The 14851-nt window shown below is 76.6% G+C and carries 15 protein-coding genes; 12 read left to right on the forward strand and 3 right to left on the reverse strand.

Going from position 1 to position 14851, the window contains the following annotated elements; genetic code table 11:
• The first annotated feature begins 167 nt into the window (after positions 1-167).
• The 12 genes from IE217_RS18035 to IE217_RS18090 all read left to right on the forward strand — a co-directional run bounded on the left by IE217_RS18035 (position 168) and on the right by IE217_RS18090 (position 13128).
• A complete protein-coding gene (locus IE217_RS18035; protein WP_190178916.1) occupies positions 168-1130 on the forward strand; it encodes an NAD-dependent epimerase/dehydratase family protein in 963 nt (320 codons plus the stop codon).
• Positions 1131-1417: 287 nt separating this feature from the next.
• A complete protein-coding gene (locus IE217_RS18040; RefSeq protein ID WP_190178917.1) occupies positions 1418-3055 on the forward strand; it encodes a carbamoyltransferase family protein in 1638 nt (545 codons plus the stop codon).
• The gene (locus IE217_RS18045; RefSeq protein ID WP_190178918.1) at positions 3052-4068 is read left to right on the forward strand and encodes a glycosyltransferase family 2 protein; all 1017 of its coding nucleotides are present in this window, start codon (positions 3052-3054) and stop codon (positions 4066-4068) included. The genes IE217_RS18040 and IE217_RS18045 overlap by 4 nt, the downstream gene beginning before the upstream one ends.
• Entirely contained in the window at positions 4065-4727 is a 663-nt protein-coding gene (locus IE217_RS18050; protein ID WP_190178919.1) for a D-glycero-alpha-D-manno-heptose-1,7-bisphosphate 7-phosphatase, read from the forward strand. The genes IE217_RS18045 and IE217_RS18050 overlap by 4 nt, the downstream gene beginning before the upstream one ends.
• Positions 4724-5710, forward strand: coding sequence for a glycosyltransferase family 9 protein (locus tag IE217_RS18055; protein WP_190178920.1), 987 nt, complete (start codon positions 4724-4726; stop codon positions 5708-5710). The genes IE217_RS18050 and IE217_RS18055 overlap by 4 nt, the downstream gene beginning before the upstream one ends.
• Entirely contained in the window at positions 5707-6660 is a 954-nt protein-coding gene (locus IE217_RS18060; protein ID WP_190178921.1) for a glycosyltransferase, read from the forward strand. The genes IE217_RS18055 and IE217_RS18060 overlap by 4 nt, the downstream gene beginning before the upstream one ends.
• Positions 6657-7880: a glycosyltransferase gene (locus IE217_RS18065; RefSeq protein WP_190178922.1), complete on the forward strand. Its 1224-nt coding sequence runs from the start codon at positions 6657-6659 to the stop codon at positions 7878-7880. Before IE217_RS18060 ends, IE217_RS18065 begins: the two co-directional genes overlap by 4 nt.
• Positions 7881-7937: 57 nt before the next feature.
• The gene (locus IE217_RS18070; protein ID WP_190178923.1) at positions 7938-8522 is read left to right on the forward strand and encodes a D-sedoheptulose-7-phosphate isomerase; all 585 of its coding nucleotides are present in this window, start codon (positions 7938-7940) and stop codon (positions 8520-8522) included.
• A gap of 1 nt (position 8523) precedes the next feature.
• A complete protein-coding gene (gene rfaE2, locus IE217_RS18075) occupies positions 8524-9927 on the forward strand; it encodes a D-glycero-beta-D-manno-heptose 1-phosphate adenylyltransferase (RefSeq protein ID WP_190178924.1) in 1404 nt (467 codons plus the stop codon).
• 263 nt (positions 9928-10190) lie between these two features.
• Positions 10191-11297: a glycosyltransferase family 9 protein gene (locus tag IE217_RS18080; protein ID WP_190178925.1), complete on the forward strand. Its 1107-nt coding sequence runs from the start codon at positions 10191-10193 to the stop codon at positions 11295-11297.
• A gap of 59 nt (positions 11298-11356) precedes the next feature.
• Entirely contained in the window at positions 11357-12235 is an 879-nt protein-coding gene (locus tag IE217_RS18085) for a glycosyltransferase family 2 protein (protein ID WP_190178926.1), read from the forward strand.
• On the forward strand, positions 12232-13128 hold the full coding sequence (locus tag IE217_RS18090) for a glycosyltransferase family 2 protein (protein ID WP_190178927.1): 897 nt from the start codon (positions 12232-12234) through the stop codon (positions 13126-13128). The genes IE217_RS18085 and IE217_RS18090 overlap by 4 nt, the downstream gene beginning before the upstream one ends.
• 104 nt (positions 13129-13232) lie before the next feature.
• Here the strand turns inward: IE217_RS18090 and IE217_RS18095 are convergent, their stop codons facing one another.
• The 3 genes from IE217_RS18095 to IE217_RS18105 form a co-directional block, all read right to left on the reverse strand.
• The gene (locus IE217_RS18095) at positions 13233-13433 is read right to left on the reverse strand and encodes a hypothetical protein (RefSeq protein ID WP_190178928.1); all 201 of its coding nucleotides are present in this window, start codon (positions 13431-13433) and stop codon (positions 13233-13235) included.
• 50 nt (positions 13434-13483) lie between these two features.
• Positions 13484-13801, reverse strand: a complete 318-nt coding sequence (locus tag IE217_RS18100; protein WP_190178929.1) for a DUF3040 domain-containing protein — start codon at positions 13799-13801, stop codon at positions 13484-13486.
• 76 nt (positions 13802-13877) lie between these two features.
• Complete coding sequence (locus IE217_RS18105) at positions 13878-14843, reverse strand: polysaccharide pyruvyl transferase family protein (protein WP_190178930.1); 966 nt, start codon at positions 14841-14843, stop codon at positions 13878-13880.
• Positions 14844-14851: the final 8 nt, after the last annotated feature.

Genomic DNA, 14851 nt, shown 5'->3' on the forward strand with positions numbered 1-14851 from the left:
GGGGACTCTATGCAGGGCGTACGGGTGCGTTGTGCACGGGTGTCGAAAACGTGCTCGACGGACAGGTGATCGATCCCGTTCGGGCATGGTTGGCCCCGATGTGTGCCCGGCCGCCACGGGGTTACTCAAGCCGACACGCAAGTGAAGGCGAGAGGGAGGAGAGTCCCGTGAGCGGACGCACCTGGCGCCGGGCCCTGGTGACCGGCGGAGCCGGCTTCGTGGGATCCCATCTGTGCGCGCGGCTGCTCGACGCCGGGACCGGCGTCGTGTGCCTGGACAACCTGGCCACCGGCTCGCACGCCAACGTCGCCGAACTCGAACAGCACCGCGGCTTCCGCTTCGTACGCGCCGACGCCACCGACGCCGACGCCGTGCGCGGGCTGCCCGGACGCTTCGACCTGGTCCTGCACCTCGCCTGCCCCGCCTCGCCCGCCGACTACCTGCGCCTGCCCCTGGAGACCCTCGGGGCCGGCAGCGACGGCACCCGCAACGCGCTGGAGCGGGCCCGCGCCGACGGCGCCCGCTTCCTGCTCGCCTCCACCTCCGAGGTGTACGGCGACCCGCTGGAGCACCCGCAGCGCGAGGACTACTGGGGCAACGTCAACCCCGTCGGCCCGCGCAGCGTCTACGACGAGTCCAAGCGCTTCGCCGAGGCCCTGGTCACCGCGCACCGCAAGGTCCACCGCACCGACGCGGCCATCGTGCGCATCTTCAACACCTACGGCCCCCGCATGCGCACCGGGGACGGCCGGGCCGTACCCACCTTCATCGCGCAGGCGCTGGACGGAATGCCGCTCACCGTCGCCGGCGACGGCAGCCAGACCCGCTCCCTGTGCTACGTCGACGACACGGTCGACGGCATCCTCGCCCTGGCCGCCTCCGGCGAGGACGGCCCGGTCAACATCGGCGGCACCGACGAGATCACCATGCTGGAGCTGGCCCGCCGGATCGTCGACCTGACCGGCTCCGCCTCCCGCATCCGCTTCGTCGACCGCCCCGCGGACGACCCCTGCCGGCGCAGGCCCGACACCCGGCTCGCCCGCGAGCGGCTCGGCTGGCAGCCGCGCGTCCCCTGGTCGCAGGGGCTGGAGCGCACCATCGGCTGGTTCACCCGCGCCGTCGCCGCGTAGGCCGGTCGCCGCGCAGACCGGTCGCCGCGTGGGCCGCTCACCAGGCGGCGTACGCCCCCGGCGGCGGTCGACCGCGGTGTCCTGAACCGTACTGCGCCGCCCTGGCCAGTGCGTCTCACGCAGGGTGACTAAGAAATGACATAGGGGGAAAAGTCTGCCTTTTTCGGGGCCAGTTGTCTTCACGTGTTTGAGACAGCTGGGACGCGGCACCCAGAAGCCCGTGGCACCCACCGGCACCGACCGGTCCCACCCGCACCGCAGCAGCCGAACGGGACGGAGCCCACCCCATGCGCATCCTTGGAATCAACGCCCTGTTCCACGACCCGGCCGCCGCCCTCGTCGTCGACGGCAGGACGGTCGCGGCCGGGGAGGAGGAGCGCTTCAGCCGCCGCAAGCACGGCAAGCGCCCGGTGCCCTTCTCCGCGTGGGAACTGCCGGAACTGTCCGCCCGCTGGTGCCTGGAACACGCCGGACTGCGCGCCGACGAGCTCGACGCGGTCACCTACTCCTTCGACCCGGCCCTCGCCCGGCCCGCCGCCGACATGGGCCTGAACGACCCCTGGGACCCGCTGCGCCTGGAGTACGCGAGCCGCGCCCCCGAGTTCCTCGCCGAGGCGCTGCCCGGCCTTGACCCGGCCAAGGTCGTGTTCGTCCCCCACCACGTGGCGCACGCCGCCTCCGCCGGGCCCGCCTCCCCGCACCCCGACAGCGCCGTCCTCGTCCTGGACGGCCGCGGCGAGGCCGCCTCCCACCTCGCGGGCCGCTTCCACGACGGCAAGCTCGACACCCTCGCCGCGCAGGCCCTGCCCGACTCCCTCGGCCTGGTCTACGAGGAACTCACCGAACACCTCGGCTTCCTGCGCAGCAGCGACGAGTACAAGGTCATGGCGCTCGCCTCCTACGGCAAGCCCCGCTTCCTGCCCCGGCTGCGCCAGTACGTCCACCCCACCGGCGACGGCGGCTTCCGCGCCCACGGCGTCGACTGGGCCGCCCTCGCCACGCCGCGCGGCAAGCACGAGCCGTGGACCCAGGAGCACGCCGACCTCGCGGCCAGCTGCCAGGCCGTACTGGAGGAGGTCCTGCTCGAACTCGTCCACTGGCTGCACCGCGAGGCCGGCGGCGAGGCCCTCGCCATGGCCGGCGGCGTCGCCCTCAACTGCGTCGCCAACTCCAAGATCGCCGCGCTGGGCCCGTACCGGCACGTCTGGGTGCAGCCCGCCGCCGGTGACGCCGGCACCGCCCTCGGCGGCGCCCTCTACCTCGCCGCGAGCGAGGGCAACGTGCCCGCGCCCATGCCCGGCGCCGACCTCGGCCGCGGCTGGAGCGACGACGAACTGCGCGCCTGGCTGGAGGAGGCCGCCGTACCGTACGAGCGGCCCGACGACATCGCCGAGACGGTCGCCGAGGAACTGGCCCGCGACGGCGTGGTCGCCTGGTTCCAGGGCCGCAGCGAGTACGGGCCGCGCGCCCTCGGCCACCGCTCCCTGCTCGCCCACCCGGGCCGCGCCGAGAACCTGGAACGGCTCAACCGGGTCAAGGGCCGCGAGGAGTTCCGGCCGGTCGCCCCCATGGTCCTCGCCGAGCGCGCGCACGAACTGTTCGAGGGACCGGTCCCGAGCCCGTACATGCTGTTCGTGCACGACGTCCACCGCGACTGGCGCGAGCGCATCCCCGCCGTGGTGCACGTCGACGGCACCGCCCGCATCCAGACCGTCGACGAGCGGCAGGAACCCCTGGTCGCGGCGATGCTGCGCGGCTTCGAGCGGCGCACCGGACTGCCCGTCGTCGTCAACACCAGCCTCAACACCGCCGGCCGGCCCATGGTCGACGACCCCCGCGACGCGCTGGAGTGCTTCGGATCCGCGCCCGTCGACCTGCTGGCGATCGGCCCGTACGCGGTGCGCAGGGGAAGGGCGTACGCATGAGCAGCCCCGCCGCCGGGCCCGCCTACGCCGTGGTGATCCCCACCCTGGCGCGGGACACGCTGGCCGACTGCCTGGCCGCGCTCGCCGCCGCGCACGGACCCGGGCCCGAGGAGATCGTCCTCGTCGACGACCGGCCCGAGCCCGAACCGGCCGACCTGGAGCACCCGTTGAGCGTGCTCGGCGACCTGCGCGCCCGCGCCACCGTGCTCACCAGCGGCGGCCGCGGACCCGCCGCCGCCCGCAACACCGGGCTGCGCGCGGTCACCACCGGCTGGGTCGCCTTCCTCGACGACGACGTGCAGGTCGGCCCCCACTGGTGCGACCAGCTCGCCCAGGACCTCGCCGAGGCGAGCCCCGACACCGGGGCCGTCCAGGGCGTCATCGCCGTTCCCCTGCCCGGCGAGCGCCGCCCCACCGACTGGGAGCGCGGCACCGCGGGCCTGGCCCGCGCCCGCTGGATCACCGCCGACATGGCGTACCGCACCGAGACCCTCAAGCAGGTCGCCGGCTTCGACGAACGCTTCCGCCGCGCCTTCCGCGAGGACGCCGACCTCGCGCTGCGCGTCCTCGACGCCGGCTGGCGCATCCGCCAGGGCCGCCGCACCACCCGGCACCCCGTCCGCCCGGCCGACCGCTGGGTGTCCCTGCGCGCCCAGCGCGGCAACGCCGACGACGCGCTCATGCTGCGCCTGCACGGCCCCGACTGGTGGCAGAAGGCGGTCGCCCCGCGCGGCCGCATCCGCGCCCACCTCGCGGTCACCGCCGCCGGCGCCGCCGCCTGCGCGCTCGCGCTGACCGGGCACCGCCGGGCCGCCGCGCTCGCCGCGCTCGGCTGGGCGGCCGGCACTGCCGAGTTCGCCTGGGCGCGCATCGCGCCCGGACCGCGCACCCGGGAGGAGGTCACCACCATGGCCGCCACCAGCGTGCTCATCCCGCCCGCCGCCAGCTGGCACTGGCTCAGCGGACGGTGGCGCCACCGGAGCGCCCCCGCCTGGCAGGAGGTGGCGCCGTGAACCGCCCCCGCCCGGCAGGAGGCGGCGCCGCGAGCCGCCCCCGGCGCCCCGTGCGCGCCGTGCTGTTCGACCGCGACGGCACCCTCGTCGAGGACGTCCCCTACAACGGCGACCCGGACCTCGTACGCCCCGTCGACGGCGCCCGCGAGGCCGTGCGGCTGCTGCGGGCGCGGGGCATCCGCACCGGCGTGGTCACCAACCAGTCGGGGATCGCGCGCGGCCTGATCACCGCGGCCGACGTACGCCGCGTCAACGAACGCGTCGACGCGCTGCTCGGCCCCTTCGACGTGTGGGCCGTCTGCCCGCACGGACCCGGCGACGGCTGCCACTGCCGCAAACCCGCACCCGGAATGATCCAGTGGGCGGCCGGCCGGCTGTGCGCCGAACCCGCCGGCATCGTCGTGGTCGGCGACATCGGCGCCGACATGGAGGCCGCCCGCCGCGCCGGAGCCCACGGCATCCTCGTCCCCACCCCGGTCACCCGCCCCGAGGAGACCGCCCGCGCCGAGCACGTGGCCCCCGACCTGACCACCGCCGTCCGCGCGATCCTGGCCGGCCCGCCCCGGGGCCGCGTCCTCGCCGACGAACGCCCCGCCGAGGCCGCCTTCGCCGGCGGCACCCCGCCCGCACCCGGCGCGGCCGCCCGGAGGCCCCGATGAAGGCCCTGGTCACCCGGCTCGACAGCTTCGGCGACGTGCTCCTCGCCGGGCCCGCCGTCCGTGCCGTCGCCGCCCGCGCCGGCCACGTCACCCTGCTGTGCGGACCGCGCGGCGAGCCCGCCGCGCGGCTGCTGCCCGGCGTGGACGACATCCTCGTGTGGGACGCGCCCTGGGCCGGGTTCGAGCCGCCGCCCGTGAACCGGGCGGAGATCGACGCCCTCCTCGCCGCCGTCGACGCCGACACCGCCCTCGTCCTCACCTCCTTCCACCAGTCACCGCTGCCCACCGCCCTGCTGCTGCGCCTGGCCGGCGTCCGCCGCATCGCCGCGGACAGCGTGGACTACCCCGGCTCCCTGCTCGACGTACGCCACCAGCGCGCCCCGCACGCCCACGAGGCCGAGGCCGCCCTCGACCTCGCCGAGGCCGCCGGATTCCCCCGCCCCGACGACACCCGGCTGCGCGTGCTGCCCCCGCCCGCCACCTCCGCGCTCACCGGCCCGGAGCCCTACCTCGTGGTGCACCCAGGCGCGAGCGTCCCGGCCCGCGCCTGGAGCCCCGGACGCTGCGCCCAGGCCGTACGCGAACTCACCGCGGCCGGACACCGCGTGGTGGTCACCGGGGGCCGCGGCGAGAGGGACCTGACCGCACGCGTGGCCGGCGCCCACGGCCTCGACCTCGGCGGCCGCACCGGAGCCCCCGAACTGGCCGGGGTACTGGCCGGCGCCCGCGCGGTCGTCACCGGCAACACCGGCCCCGCGCACCTGGCCGCCGCCGTCGGCACCCCGGTCGTCTCCCTGTTCGCGCCGGTCGTGCCCGCCGAACGCTGGCGCCCCTACGGCGTGCCCTACGTACTGCTCGGCGACCAGAAGGCGCCGTGCGCCGACAGCCGCGCCCGGAACTGCCCGGTGCCCGGACACCCCTGCCTTGAGTCGGTGACCGCACATGACGTGCTCGCCGCCGTGGAGAAGGTGATGCAGGCGTGAGGATCCTCATCTGGCACGTGCACGGCTCCTGGACGACCGCTTTCGTCCAGGGCCCGCACACCTACATCGTCCCCGTCACCCCCGACCGCGGACCCGACGGCCTCGGCCGCGCCCGCACCTTCGACTGGCCCGACTCGGTGACCGAACTCCCGCCCGAGCGGCTGCGCGAGGCGGACATCGACCTCGTCGTGCTGCAACGCCCGCACGAGTACGACCTCGTACGCCGATGGCTGGGCCGCCGCCCGCCGATGGTCTACCTGGAGCACAACGCCCCGCACGGGAACGTGCCCGACACCCGGCACCCCGTCGCCGAACTCCCCGGCGGCATCCCGCTGGTGCACGTCACCCACTTCAACCGGCTGATGTGGGACGCCGGAGGCGCCGAGACCGCCGTCATCGAGCACGGCATCGTCGACCCCGGCCCGCTGTGGACCGGCGAACTGCCCCACGCGGCCGTCGTCGTCAACGAGCCCGTGCGGCGCGGCCGTACCACGGGCACCGACCTGCTGCCGGCGTTCGCGCGGGCCGCCCCGCTGGACGTCTTCGGCATGGGCACGGACGGCCTCGCCGGCCACCTCGGCCTGCCGCCCGAGCGGTGCCGCACCCACGAACTCGTCCAGAAGGACCTCCACTCGGCCATGGCCAGGCGCCGCCTCTACCTCCACCCCGTCCGCTGGACCTCCCTCGGACTGTCCCTGCTGGAGGCCATGCACCTGGGCATGCCCGTGGTCGCCCTCGCCACCACCGAGGTCACCGAGGCGGTGCCCCCGGGCGCCGGGGTGGTCTCCAACCGGATCGATGTACTGACCGACGCCGTACGGGACTTCGTCGCCGACCCGCTGCACGCCCGCGCGGCCGGCGAGGGAGCACGGGCCGCCGCGCTCGCCCGCTACGGCCTCGCCCGCTTCCTGGACGACTGGGAGCGGCTGCTCAAGGAGGTGACCCGATGAGGATCGCCATGGTGTCCGAGCACGCGAGCCCGCTCGCCGCGCTCGGCGGGGTCGACGCCGGTGGCCAGAACGTGTACGTCGCCCGCCTCACCGAAGAGCTGGCGCGGCGCGGACACGACGTCACCGTCTACACCCGCCGGGACAGCGCCGAACTGCCCGACCGCGTGCCGCTGCCCGGCGGCGCGGTGGTCGAGCACGTGCCCGCCGGACCGCCCGAAGCCATCCCCAAGGACGCCCTGTTCGCGCACATGCCGTCCTTCGGCGCGTACCTGGCGCGCGTCTGGCGCCGCGAGCCGCCCGACGTCGTGCACGCCCACTTCTGGATGTCCGGCATGGCCTCCCTGCTCGGCGCCGGCCCGCACGGCATCCCCGTCATCCAGACCTTCCACGCGCTCGGCACCGTCAAGCGCCGCCACCAGGGCCGCGAGGACACCAGCCCGCGCGAGCGCATCGGCATCGAGCGGCAGATCGGCCGCACCTGCGAACGCGTGCTGGCCACCTGCGGCGACGAGGTGCACGAACTCGCCGCCATGGGCATCTCCCCGAACCACGTCTCCGTCGTGCCCTGCGGCGTCGACGCCGGCCACTTCCACCCCGGCGCCTTGCGCGAGGACTTGGGCGTGCCCGCGCGGGAACAGCGGCACCGGCTGCTCGCCTGCGGCCGGCTGGTCCGCCGCAAGGGCTACGACCAGGCCATCCGCGCCCTGACCCGGATCCCGCACGCCGAACTCCTCGTCGCCGGCGGCCCGCCCGCCGAACTCCTGCACACCGAGCCCGAGGCGGAACGGCTGCTGCGACTCGCCGACGAGGAGGGCGTCGGCGACCGGGTACGGCTGCTGGGCGCCGTCGACCCGCGGCGGATGCCCGCGCTGATGCGCAGCAGCGACCTCGTGCTGTGCACACCGACGTACGAGCCCTTCGGCATCGTGCCGCTGGAGGCCATGGCGTGCGGGGTGCCCGTCGTCGCCACCGACGTGGGCGGCCACCGCGACTCGGTCGCCGACGGGCGCACCGGCCGGCTCGTCCCCGAGGGCGACCCCGGGGCGATCGCCGCCGCCGCCCGCGAACTGCTCGGCAGCGACCGCACCCGCCGCCGCTACGGCACCGCGGGACGCGAACGCGTCCTCGCCCGCTTCACCTGGCGGCGCGTCGCCGACGGCGCCGAACAGGTCTACCGGCGGGTCACCGCAGAGCGCGAACTGAAGCCGGAGGTGGCCTGATGCGCGCCCGAACCGGCCACCCGGTCCGCCGTCCCCTGAACCTCCGGAGGTGACGTCATGAGCGTCGACACACCGGCCGTCACCGGCCACTGCGACGAACTCCTCGCCGCCCTCGGCCAGTTCCGCGGCTCCGCACACATCACCCAGCGGTGGGGGGAGCGGCTGGCCGCCGTGCTCGGCGGCGGCGGGCGGATGCTCGCCGCGGGCAACGGCGGCAGCGCCGCCCAGGCCCAGCACCTGACCGCCGAACTCGTCGGCCGCTACCGCGACGACCGCCCCCCGTTCTCCGCGATCGCCCTGCACGCCGACACCTCCAGCACCACCGCCATCGCCAACGACTACGGCGTGGACGAGGTTTTCGCCCGCCAAGTGCGCGCCCACGGCCGCCGCGGCGACGTGCTGATGCTGCTGTCCACCAGCGGCGCCAGCGCCAACCTGCTCTCCGCCGCCGACGCCGGACGCGCCGCCGGCATGCGCGTGTGGGCGCTGACCGGACCGGCGCCCAACCCGCTCAGCGCGGGCAGCGACGAGGCGCTGTGCGTGGCCGGGGCCTCCACCGCCACCGTGCAGGAACTCCACCTGGTCGCCGTGCACATGGTGTGCGCGGCCTTCGACGCGGCCCTCGAGCAGGGCGGGAGGTGACATGACGGGCAAGGCACCCCTCGTCGTGGTCGGCGACGCCCTGCTGGACCGCGACCTCACCGGACACGCGGACCGGCTCGCGCCCGACGCGCCCGTACCGGTCGTGGCCGACTGCGACGAGCGGCTGCGGCCGGGCGGCGCCGCCCTCGCCGCGTACCTCGCCGCCCGCGACGGCCGCGACGTCACCCTGATCACCGGCCTCGACGACGGCCCGGCCGCCCGCGAGCTGCGCCGGCTCCTCGAGCCCTGGCTGCGGCTCGTCCCGCTGCCGATGACGGGCGAACTGCCGGAGAAGACCCGCGTCCTGGCCCGCGGCCGCCCGGTCGTCCGCCTCGACCGGGGCGGCGGCCGCGCCCGCGAGGCCACCGCCGAGGCGCGCGCCGCGCTGGCCTCCGCCTCCGCCGTCCTCGTCTCCGACTACGGCCGCGGCACGGCGGACGCCCTGCGCGACGAACTGCGCCGCCGCCCCCCGGCGGTGTGGGACCCCCACCCACGCGGCGGCCCCCCGGCGCCCGGCACCCGCCTGGTCACCCCGGCCCGCGCCGAGGCCCACGGCTTCGCGGCCGCCCTGGCCGCCGAGCGCGGCGACGCCGAGGACCGGGCGGCCCCCGGCGGCCCCGGCAACGAACTGCGCTCCGTCGCCCACGAGGCCTGCGCCCTCGTACGGCACTGGCGCGTCGCCGCCGTCACGGTCACCCTCGGCGCGCGCGGCGCGCTGCTGTCCTACGGCGAGCACCCGCTGCTGGTGCCCGTGACCGCCGCCCACCAGGGCGACCCGTGCGGCGCGGGCGACCGCTTCGCCGCCACCGCGGCCGGCCTGCTGGCCGACGGCGCGCTGGTCGGGGAGGCCGTGGAGGGCGCCGTCACCGCGGCGACCGCCTTCGTCGGAGCCGGGGGAGCGGGCGGACTGCTCGGCACCGCGCCCGCCGGCGACACCCGGCCGCCCGGCGACGACCCGGCCGCCCTCGTCGCCCGGGTACGGGCCGGCGGCGGCACGGTGGTCGCCGCGGGCGGCTGCTTCGACCTGCTGCACGCCGGGCACGTGGGCCTGCTCCAGGCCGCCCGGCGGATCGGCGACTGCCTGGTCGTCTGCGTCAACTCCGACGCCTCCGTGCGGCGCCGCAAGGGCGAGGGCCGGCCCGTCAACCCGCTGGCCGACCGTATCCGCGTGCTGCGCGCGCTCGCCTGCGTGGACGCCGTCGCCGTCTTCGACGAGGACACCCCCGAACGCCTCCTCGCCGAACTCCGCCCGGACGTCTGGGTCAAGGGCGGCGACTACGCCGGCGCCGACCTCCCCGAAGCGAGCCTCCTGGAGGAATGGGGCGGCCAGGCGGTCCTCCTCCCGTACCTGGACGGCCACTCGTCCACGGCCCTCCTGGCGAGGGCGGCGGAGGGCGCCCGATGACGGCGCCGGCGCGTCTCCCCAAGCGCCCCGCGCCCGGCTCGCCCGCACGTCTCCGCGTCCACGAGCCCGGCGAGGGACCGGCGGGGGAGGGACCGGTGGGCGAAGGGGGCACCCGCCCGGCGGGCGCGGTGTCCGGGGGAACGGGGCGCCTGCCGGCCCCGCCCGGCGGGCCTCATGTCCTGCCGGACCGGACGTCCGCAGTGACCGGCGGCCGCGCGGACGGCGGCCGTGCGGACGGCCGGCGCGGGGGCGCGGGACTTCCGATGGCCGCATCGCCGCGCACGCCGGGGCGTCCGGCGCCCCGCCCGACGGCACCGGGCCGCGACCGCGAAGCCGGTGGGCCCGGGTCGGGCCGGTCCCCGGCCGGCGGCGCTCGGCGTCTGCCCAAGACGCCGGGGACCGCGACCGGGGGGCGGCGGCCCCGGGTGCTGGTGTTGCGGGCTCTGGGGCTCGGGGATCTGCTTGCCGGGATTCCGGCGTTGCGGGCGCTGCGGCGGGGGTTTCCCGGGCACGAGGTGGTGCTGGCCGCTCCCGCCGAGCTGGAGCCGCTGGCCGCGGCGACCGGAGCGGTGGACCGGCTGCTGCCCGCGTCCGCGCCCGGCCGTGCCGTGCCGGGCGGCCTCGACTGGACCGGGCCGGCGCCGGAAGTCGCCGTCGACCTGCACGGCAACGGGCCGCCCAGCCACCGGCTGCTCGCGGACCTCGGCCCCGGCCGGCTGTTCGCCTTCGCGCACCCGGGGACGCCGGAGATCGAGGGCCCGCCGTGGTACGCCGAGGAGCACGAACGGGACCGCTGGTGCCGCCTGCTGCGCTGGTACGGCGTCGACGCCGACCCCACCGACCTCCGCCTGCCCCGGCCGCCCGGCCCCTCCCCGGCGCCCGGCGCGGTCGTCCTGCACCCCGGCGCCGGATCACCGGCCCGCCGCTGGCCCGTGGACCGGTTCGCGGCCGTGGCCGGGACCCTGCTCGCCCGCGGGCACCGCGTCGTCGTCACCGGGGGAGCGGACGAGGGCGACCTCGTCGCCACCCTCGCCAAGCGCGCCGGGCTGCCCGACACCGACGTGTTCGGCGGCGGCCTTCCCCACGACCGGTTCTCCGCCCTGGTCGCCGGCGCCCGCGCCGTCGTCAGCGGCGACACCGGCATCGCCCACCTCGCCGTCGCCCACGGCACCCCCTCGGTGACCCTGTGCGGCCCGGTCCCGCCCAGCCGCTGGGGTCCGCCCCCGGACGAACCCCGCCACCGCGCCCTGTGGCACGGCACCGAGGGAGACCCGCACGGCCGCCGCCCCGACCCCGCACTCCTGCGGATCACCCCCGAGGAGGTCGTCGACGCCCTCGACGCGCTCCCCGGGCCGCCACCGCCCCGCTGACGTACCCGCCGTGCGTCCGCCGACCGACACATGCCGCCGACACGATGGGGACCCGCACCATGGAACGCTCACCCGTCGGCGTGGTCATCGCCACCCGCGACCGCCGCGCCAGCCTGGCCGTCACCCTCCGCCACCTGCTCGCCCTCCCCGAACGCCCCGAGATCGTCGTCGCCGACAACGCCTCCACCGACGGCACCCGCGCGATGCTCGCCCGCGACTTCCCCGAGGTCCGCGTGCTCGCCCTGCCCGTCAACCGCGGCGCCCTCGCCCGCACCGACGGGGTCCGCGCCCTGACCACCCCCTACGTGGCCTTCAGCGACGACGACTCCTGGTGGGCGCCCGGCGCCCTCGCCCGGGCCGCCCGCCTCTTCGACGAGCACCCGCGGCTCGGCCTGCTCGCCGCCCACACCCTCGTCGGCCCCGAAGAGGAACCCGACCCGCTCGACAAGCTCCTCGCCGACTCGCCCCTCGGCACCGCCACCGACCTGCCCGGCACCCAGGTACTGGGCTTCCTCGCCTGCGCCTCGGTCACCCGCCGCACCGCCTACCTGGACGCCGGCGGCTTCCACCCGGTGCTGTTCTTCGGCGGCGAGGAGACCCTGCTCGCCTACGACCTCGCCGCCCGCGGCTGGGGCGTCACCCACTGCCCCGAGGTGACCGCCCACCACCATCCGGCGCCCGCCCCCCGCACCGGCCGCCCCGCCGTGCAGCGCCGCAACGAACTGCTCACCACCTGGCTGCGCCGCCCCCTGCCGCTCGCCCTCGCCCGCACCCGCGACCTGACCGCCGAGGCCCGCCGCGACCCGCACGCCCGGGCCGCCCTCCGCGGCGCCCTGGCCCGCCTGCCGGCCGCCGTCCGCGCCCGCCGCCCCCTCCCCCCGCACGTCGAGAACGCCGCCCGCCTCCTGGACGGCGCCCGCCCGGAGGCCCGCACATGACCGACCCCCGCACCACCGTCGTGGTGATCACCCACAATCGGCGCCCCGAACTCCTGCGCACCCTGGACCGCCTCGCCGAACTCCCCGAACACCCCGAGGTGTTCGTCACCGACAACGGCTCCACCGACGGCACCTCCGCCGCCGTGGCCCGCCACCACCCGCACGTACGGCTGCTGCGCCCCGGCCGCAACCTGGGCGCCGTCGGCCGCAACCTCGCCGTCCGCCGCGTGCGCACGCCGTACGTCGCCTTCTGCGACGACGACTCCTGGTGGGCCCCCGGCGCCCTGTCCGGCGCCGCCGACCTCCTCGACCGGCACGCCGCGCTGGGCGCGGTCACCGCCCGCATCGTCGTCGAACCGGACGGCACCGAGGACCCGATCGTCGAGGAGCTGCGCAACTCACCCGTTCCCGGCCCGCGTTGGCTCCCCGGCCCCGCCCTCGGCTCCTTCCTCGCCGCGGCCACCGTGCTGCGCACCGACGCCTTCCGCCGCGCGGGCGGCTTCAACCCGCGCCTGTGGCTGGGCGGTGAGGAGGAACTGCTCGCCGCCGACCTGGCCGCGGACGGCTGGTGGCTCACGTACGCGGAAGACCTGACGATCCATCACCATCCGTCGGTGGCGAGGGACTCCAGGCGCCGCCGCCGGGACGGCATCCGCAACACCCTGTGGTTCACCTGGCTGCGCCGGCCGGCCCGGCCCGCCCTGCGCCGTACCCTGCACCTGGCGCGCACCGTGCCGCGCGACACCGCCTCGCTGCGCGCCTTCGCCGAGGCGGGCGCGGCACTGCCGTGGGTCCTGCGCGAGCGCCGCGTGCTGCCGCCCGAGGTGGAGGGGCGGCTCCGGCTCCTGGAGGACAGCCAGCGGCGTTCCACGGCCCGCCGCTACACCGGGTGAGGGCTGAGGGCTGAGCGCGTCGGGCCCCGCCGGAAATGCGACGGGGCCTGTGATCACTTCGGAAGAATCAGTTCGGAAGACCGGTCGATCAGCCGGCCAGTCGGTCAGCCGGTGCTGCCTGGGCGTTCGCCCTTCGGGCCCCGGCCGCGCTCCGTGCGCGGGCCGCTGCTGCGGAACTTCGGGTCCTGCTGGAGCTCCGCGTTCGCGGCGTCGTTGGCGTCCTGGTCGGAGATCCCGGACCGCTCGGCCTCCTTGCGGGCACGGGCGCGCTTGGTGTCGTACTTCTTGCTTCCGGGCTCGGGCACGACGATCACCTCCTGCCCCGCGGGTCCCCTCCGTCTCCCTGGACAAACGCTCAGTGCCCCGCCGACCCCGACCAGCGGCACAGCAGCCGGAAGGCGGCGTACAGGCTCACCGGCCACACCAGTGCGAACGCCCAGATCACCCCGGGCCGCGAGGTGACGATCCCGGCCGCCATGAGCGCGACGGCCACCGCGAGCAGTACGACGACGGTCCACGGGCGCGGCGAGTAGGCCACCACCCGGGACAGATCCGGCCGGCGGCGACGGCGCGCCGCGCGCAGGCGCCGCGCCAGGCGCCGGTCACGGCTGAGGGCACGCTCTATCTCGTTGAGGATCCGCTGTTCGCGATCGGGGAGTCGGCTTGTCGACACTGTTGCTCCTACGGGCGTACGAGGGGGGACCGACCTGGCTGCCGCGTCGAATCCCGGGTGCCCGGCCGCCGGAGGACTAACCGGCGCGGCCCGCCCCCAGCGCCTCCAGGAGCCCTTCCGCACCGTCCCGCGCGCCTTCCCGGTCGATGCCTCCCCGGCAGATGCCGCTCCGCCCCGTGCCGTCCCCGGCGAAGCCGTCCCGCACCCGGCGTGCGGCCGCCGTACCGGAGGACAGGCACCAGTCCCACCAGCGGTCCAGTTCCCCCGGGTCCAGCCGCTCGGCGGCCACCAACGCGGGCCAGCCGCAGGCCCGCGCCTGCGCGGTCACCTTCGCCCCGCCCTCGACCGGGTCCACGGCCAGCGCGGGCGTCCCCGCGCGCAGCGCCAGCACCATCCCGTGCAGCCGGTCGGTGACGACCAGGTCCAACCGTGCGAGGACCGACTCCAGTTGGGCGGGCGTGGCGCACAGCCGCCAGTCGTGGGCGTCGAGCCGGGTCTCCAGTTCCACGCGCGCGCAGTCCTTGCCGTGCAGCCAGGAGCCCACCTCCCGGGCGACCACGTCGTGGCGTCTGGCCCGCCCGTACTCGTGCTGCCCATGGGTGAGCACCACGCCCACCACGGGCGGCGCCGGAAGGGCGGGGGCGCGGGCCGCCAGGTCCAGGGCCGGCTCGCAACGCGGGGCGTCGCGGGCGATGACGTGATGGAAGCCGGTCACGGCGGGGCCGTCCGGATCGATCACGGAGGTGCCCACGGCGACGCGCAGACAGTGCGCGAACCGGCGGTGCAACGCCTCGACCTGCGGCCCGTGCAGCGGACCGCACAGGAACACCAGCCGCCCGTACCGTCCGGCGTCCACGTCGTCCAGGTGCAGCGCGCCGGGCCGGAAACCGGGGCTCCAGGCGACGTCGTAGGGGAGGGCGGACCGCCGCAGCACGTCCTCCACGCGGTGCAGCGCCAGCACGTCACCGGCGGTCGCCTCCCCGTCCGGGAAGCTGAACCACCCCGTGAGCAGAATCCGTGACGCTCGCCGTTCCTGGTGCACAGTGCGCC

The sequence above is a fragment of the Streptomyces naganishii JCM 4654 genome (assembly GCF_014650575.1).
Lineage (GTDB): Bacteria > Actinomycetota > Actinomycetes > Streptomycetales > Streptomycetaceae > Streptomyces > Streptomyces naganishii.

What these genes read in the sequence shown, in the direction of transcription:
- IE217_RS18065 (WP_190178922.1), top strand. Translation starts at nt 6,657, where the DNA reads ATGAGGATCGCCATGGTGTCCGAGCACGCGAGCCCGCTCGCCGCGCTC.
- IE217_RS18080 (WP_190178925.1), top strand. Translation starts at nt 10,191, where the DNA reads ATGGCCGCATCGCCGCGCACGCCGGGGCGTCCGGCGCCCCGCCCGACG.
- IE217_RS18055 (WP_190178920.1), top strand. Translation starts at nt 4,724, where the DNA reads ATGAAGGCCCTGGTCACCCGGCTCGACAGCTTCGGCGACGTGCTCCTC.
- IE217_RS18040 (WP_190178917.1), top strand. Translation starts at nt 1,418, where the DNA reads ATGCGCATCCTTGGAATCAACGCCCTGTTCCACGACCCGGCCGCCGCC.
- IE217_RS18085 (WP_190178926.1), top strand. Translation starts at nt 11,357, where the DNA reads ATGGAACGCTCACCCGTCGGCGTGGTCATCGCCACCCGCGACCGCCGC.
- IE217_RS18090 (WP_190178927.1), top strand. Translation starts at nt 12,232, where the DNA reads ATGACCGACCCCCGCACCACCGTCGTGGTGATCACCCACAATCGGCGC.
- IE217_RS18045 (WP_190178918.1), top strand. Translation starts at nt 3,052, where the DNA reads ATGAGCAGCCCCGCCGCCGGGCCCGCCTACGCCGTGGTGATCCCCACC.
- rfaE2 (WP_190178924.1), top strand. Translation starts at nt 8,524, where the DNA reads ATGACGGGCAAGGCACCCCTCGTCGTGGTCGGCGACGCCCTGCTGGAC.
- IE217_RS18070 (WP_190178923.1), top strand. Translation starts at nt 7,938, where the DNA reads ATGAGCGTCGACACACCGGCCGTCACCGGCCACTGCGACGAACTCCTC.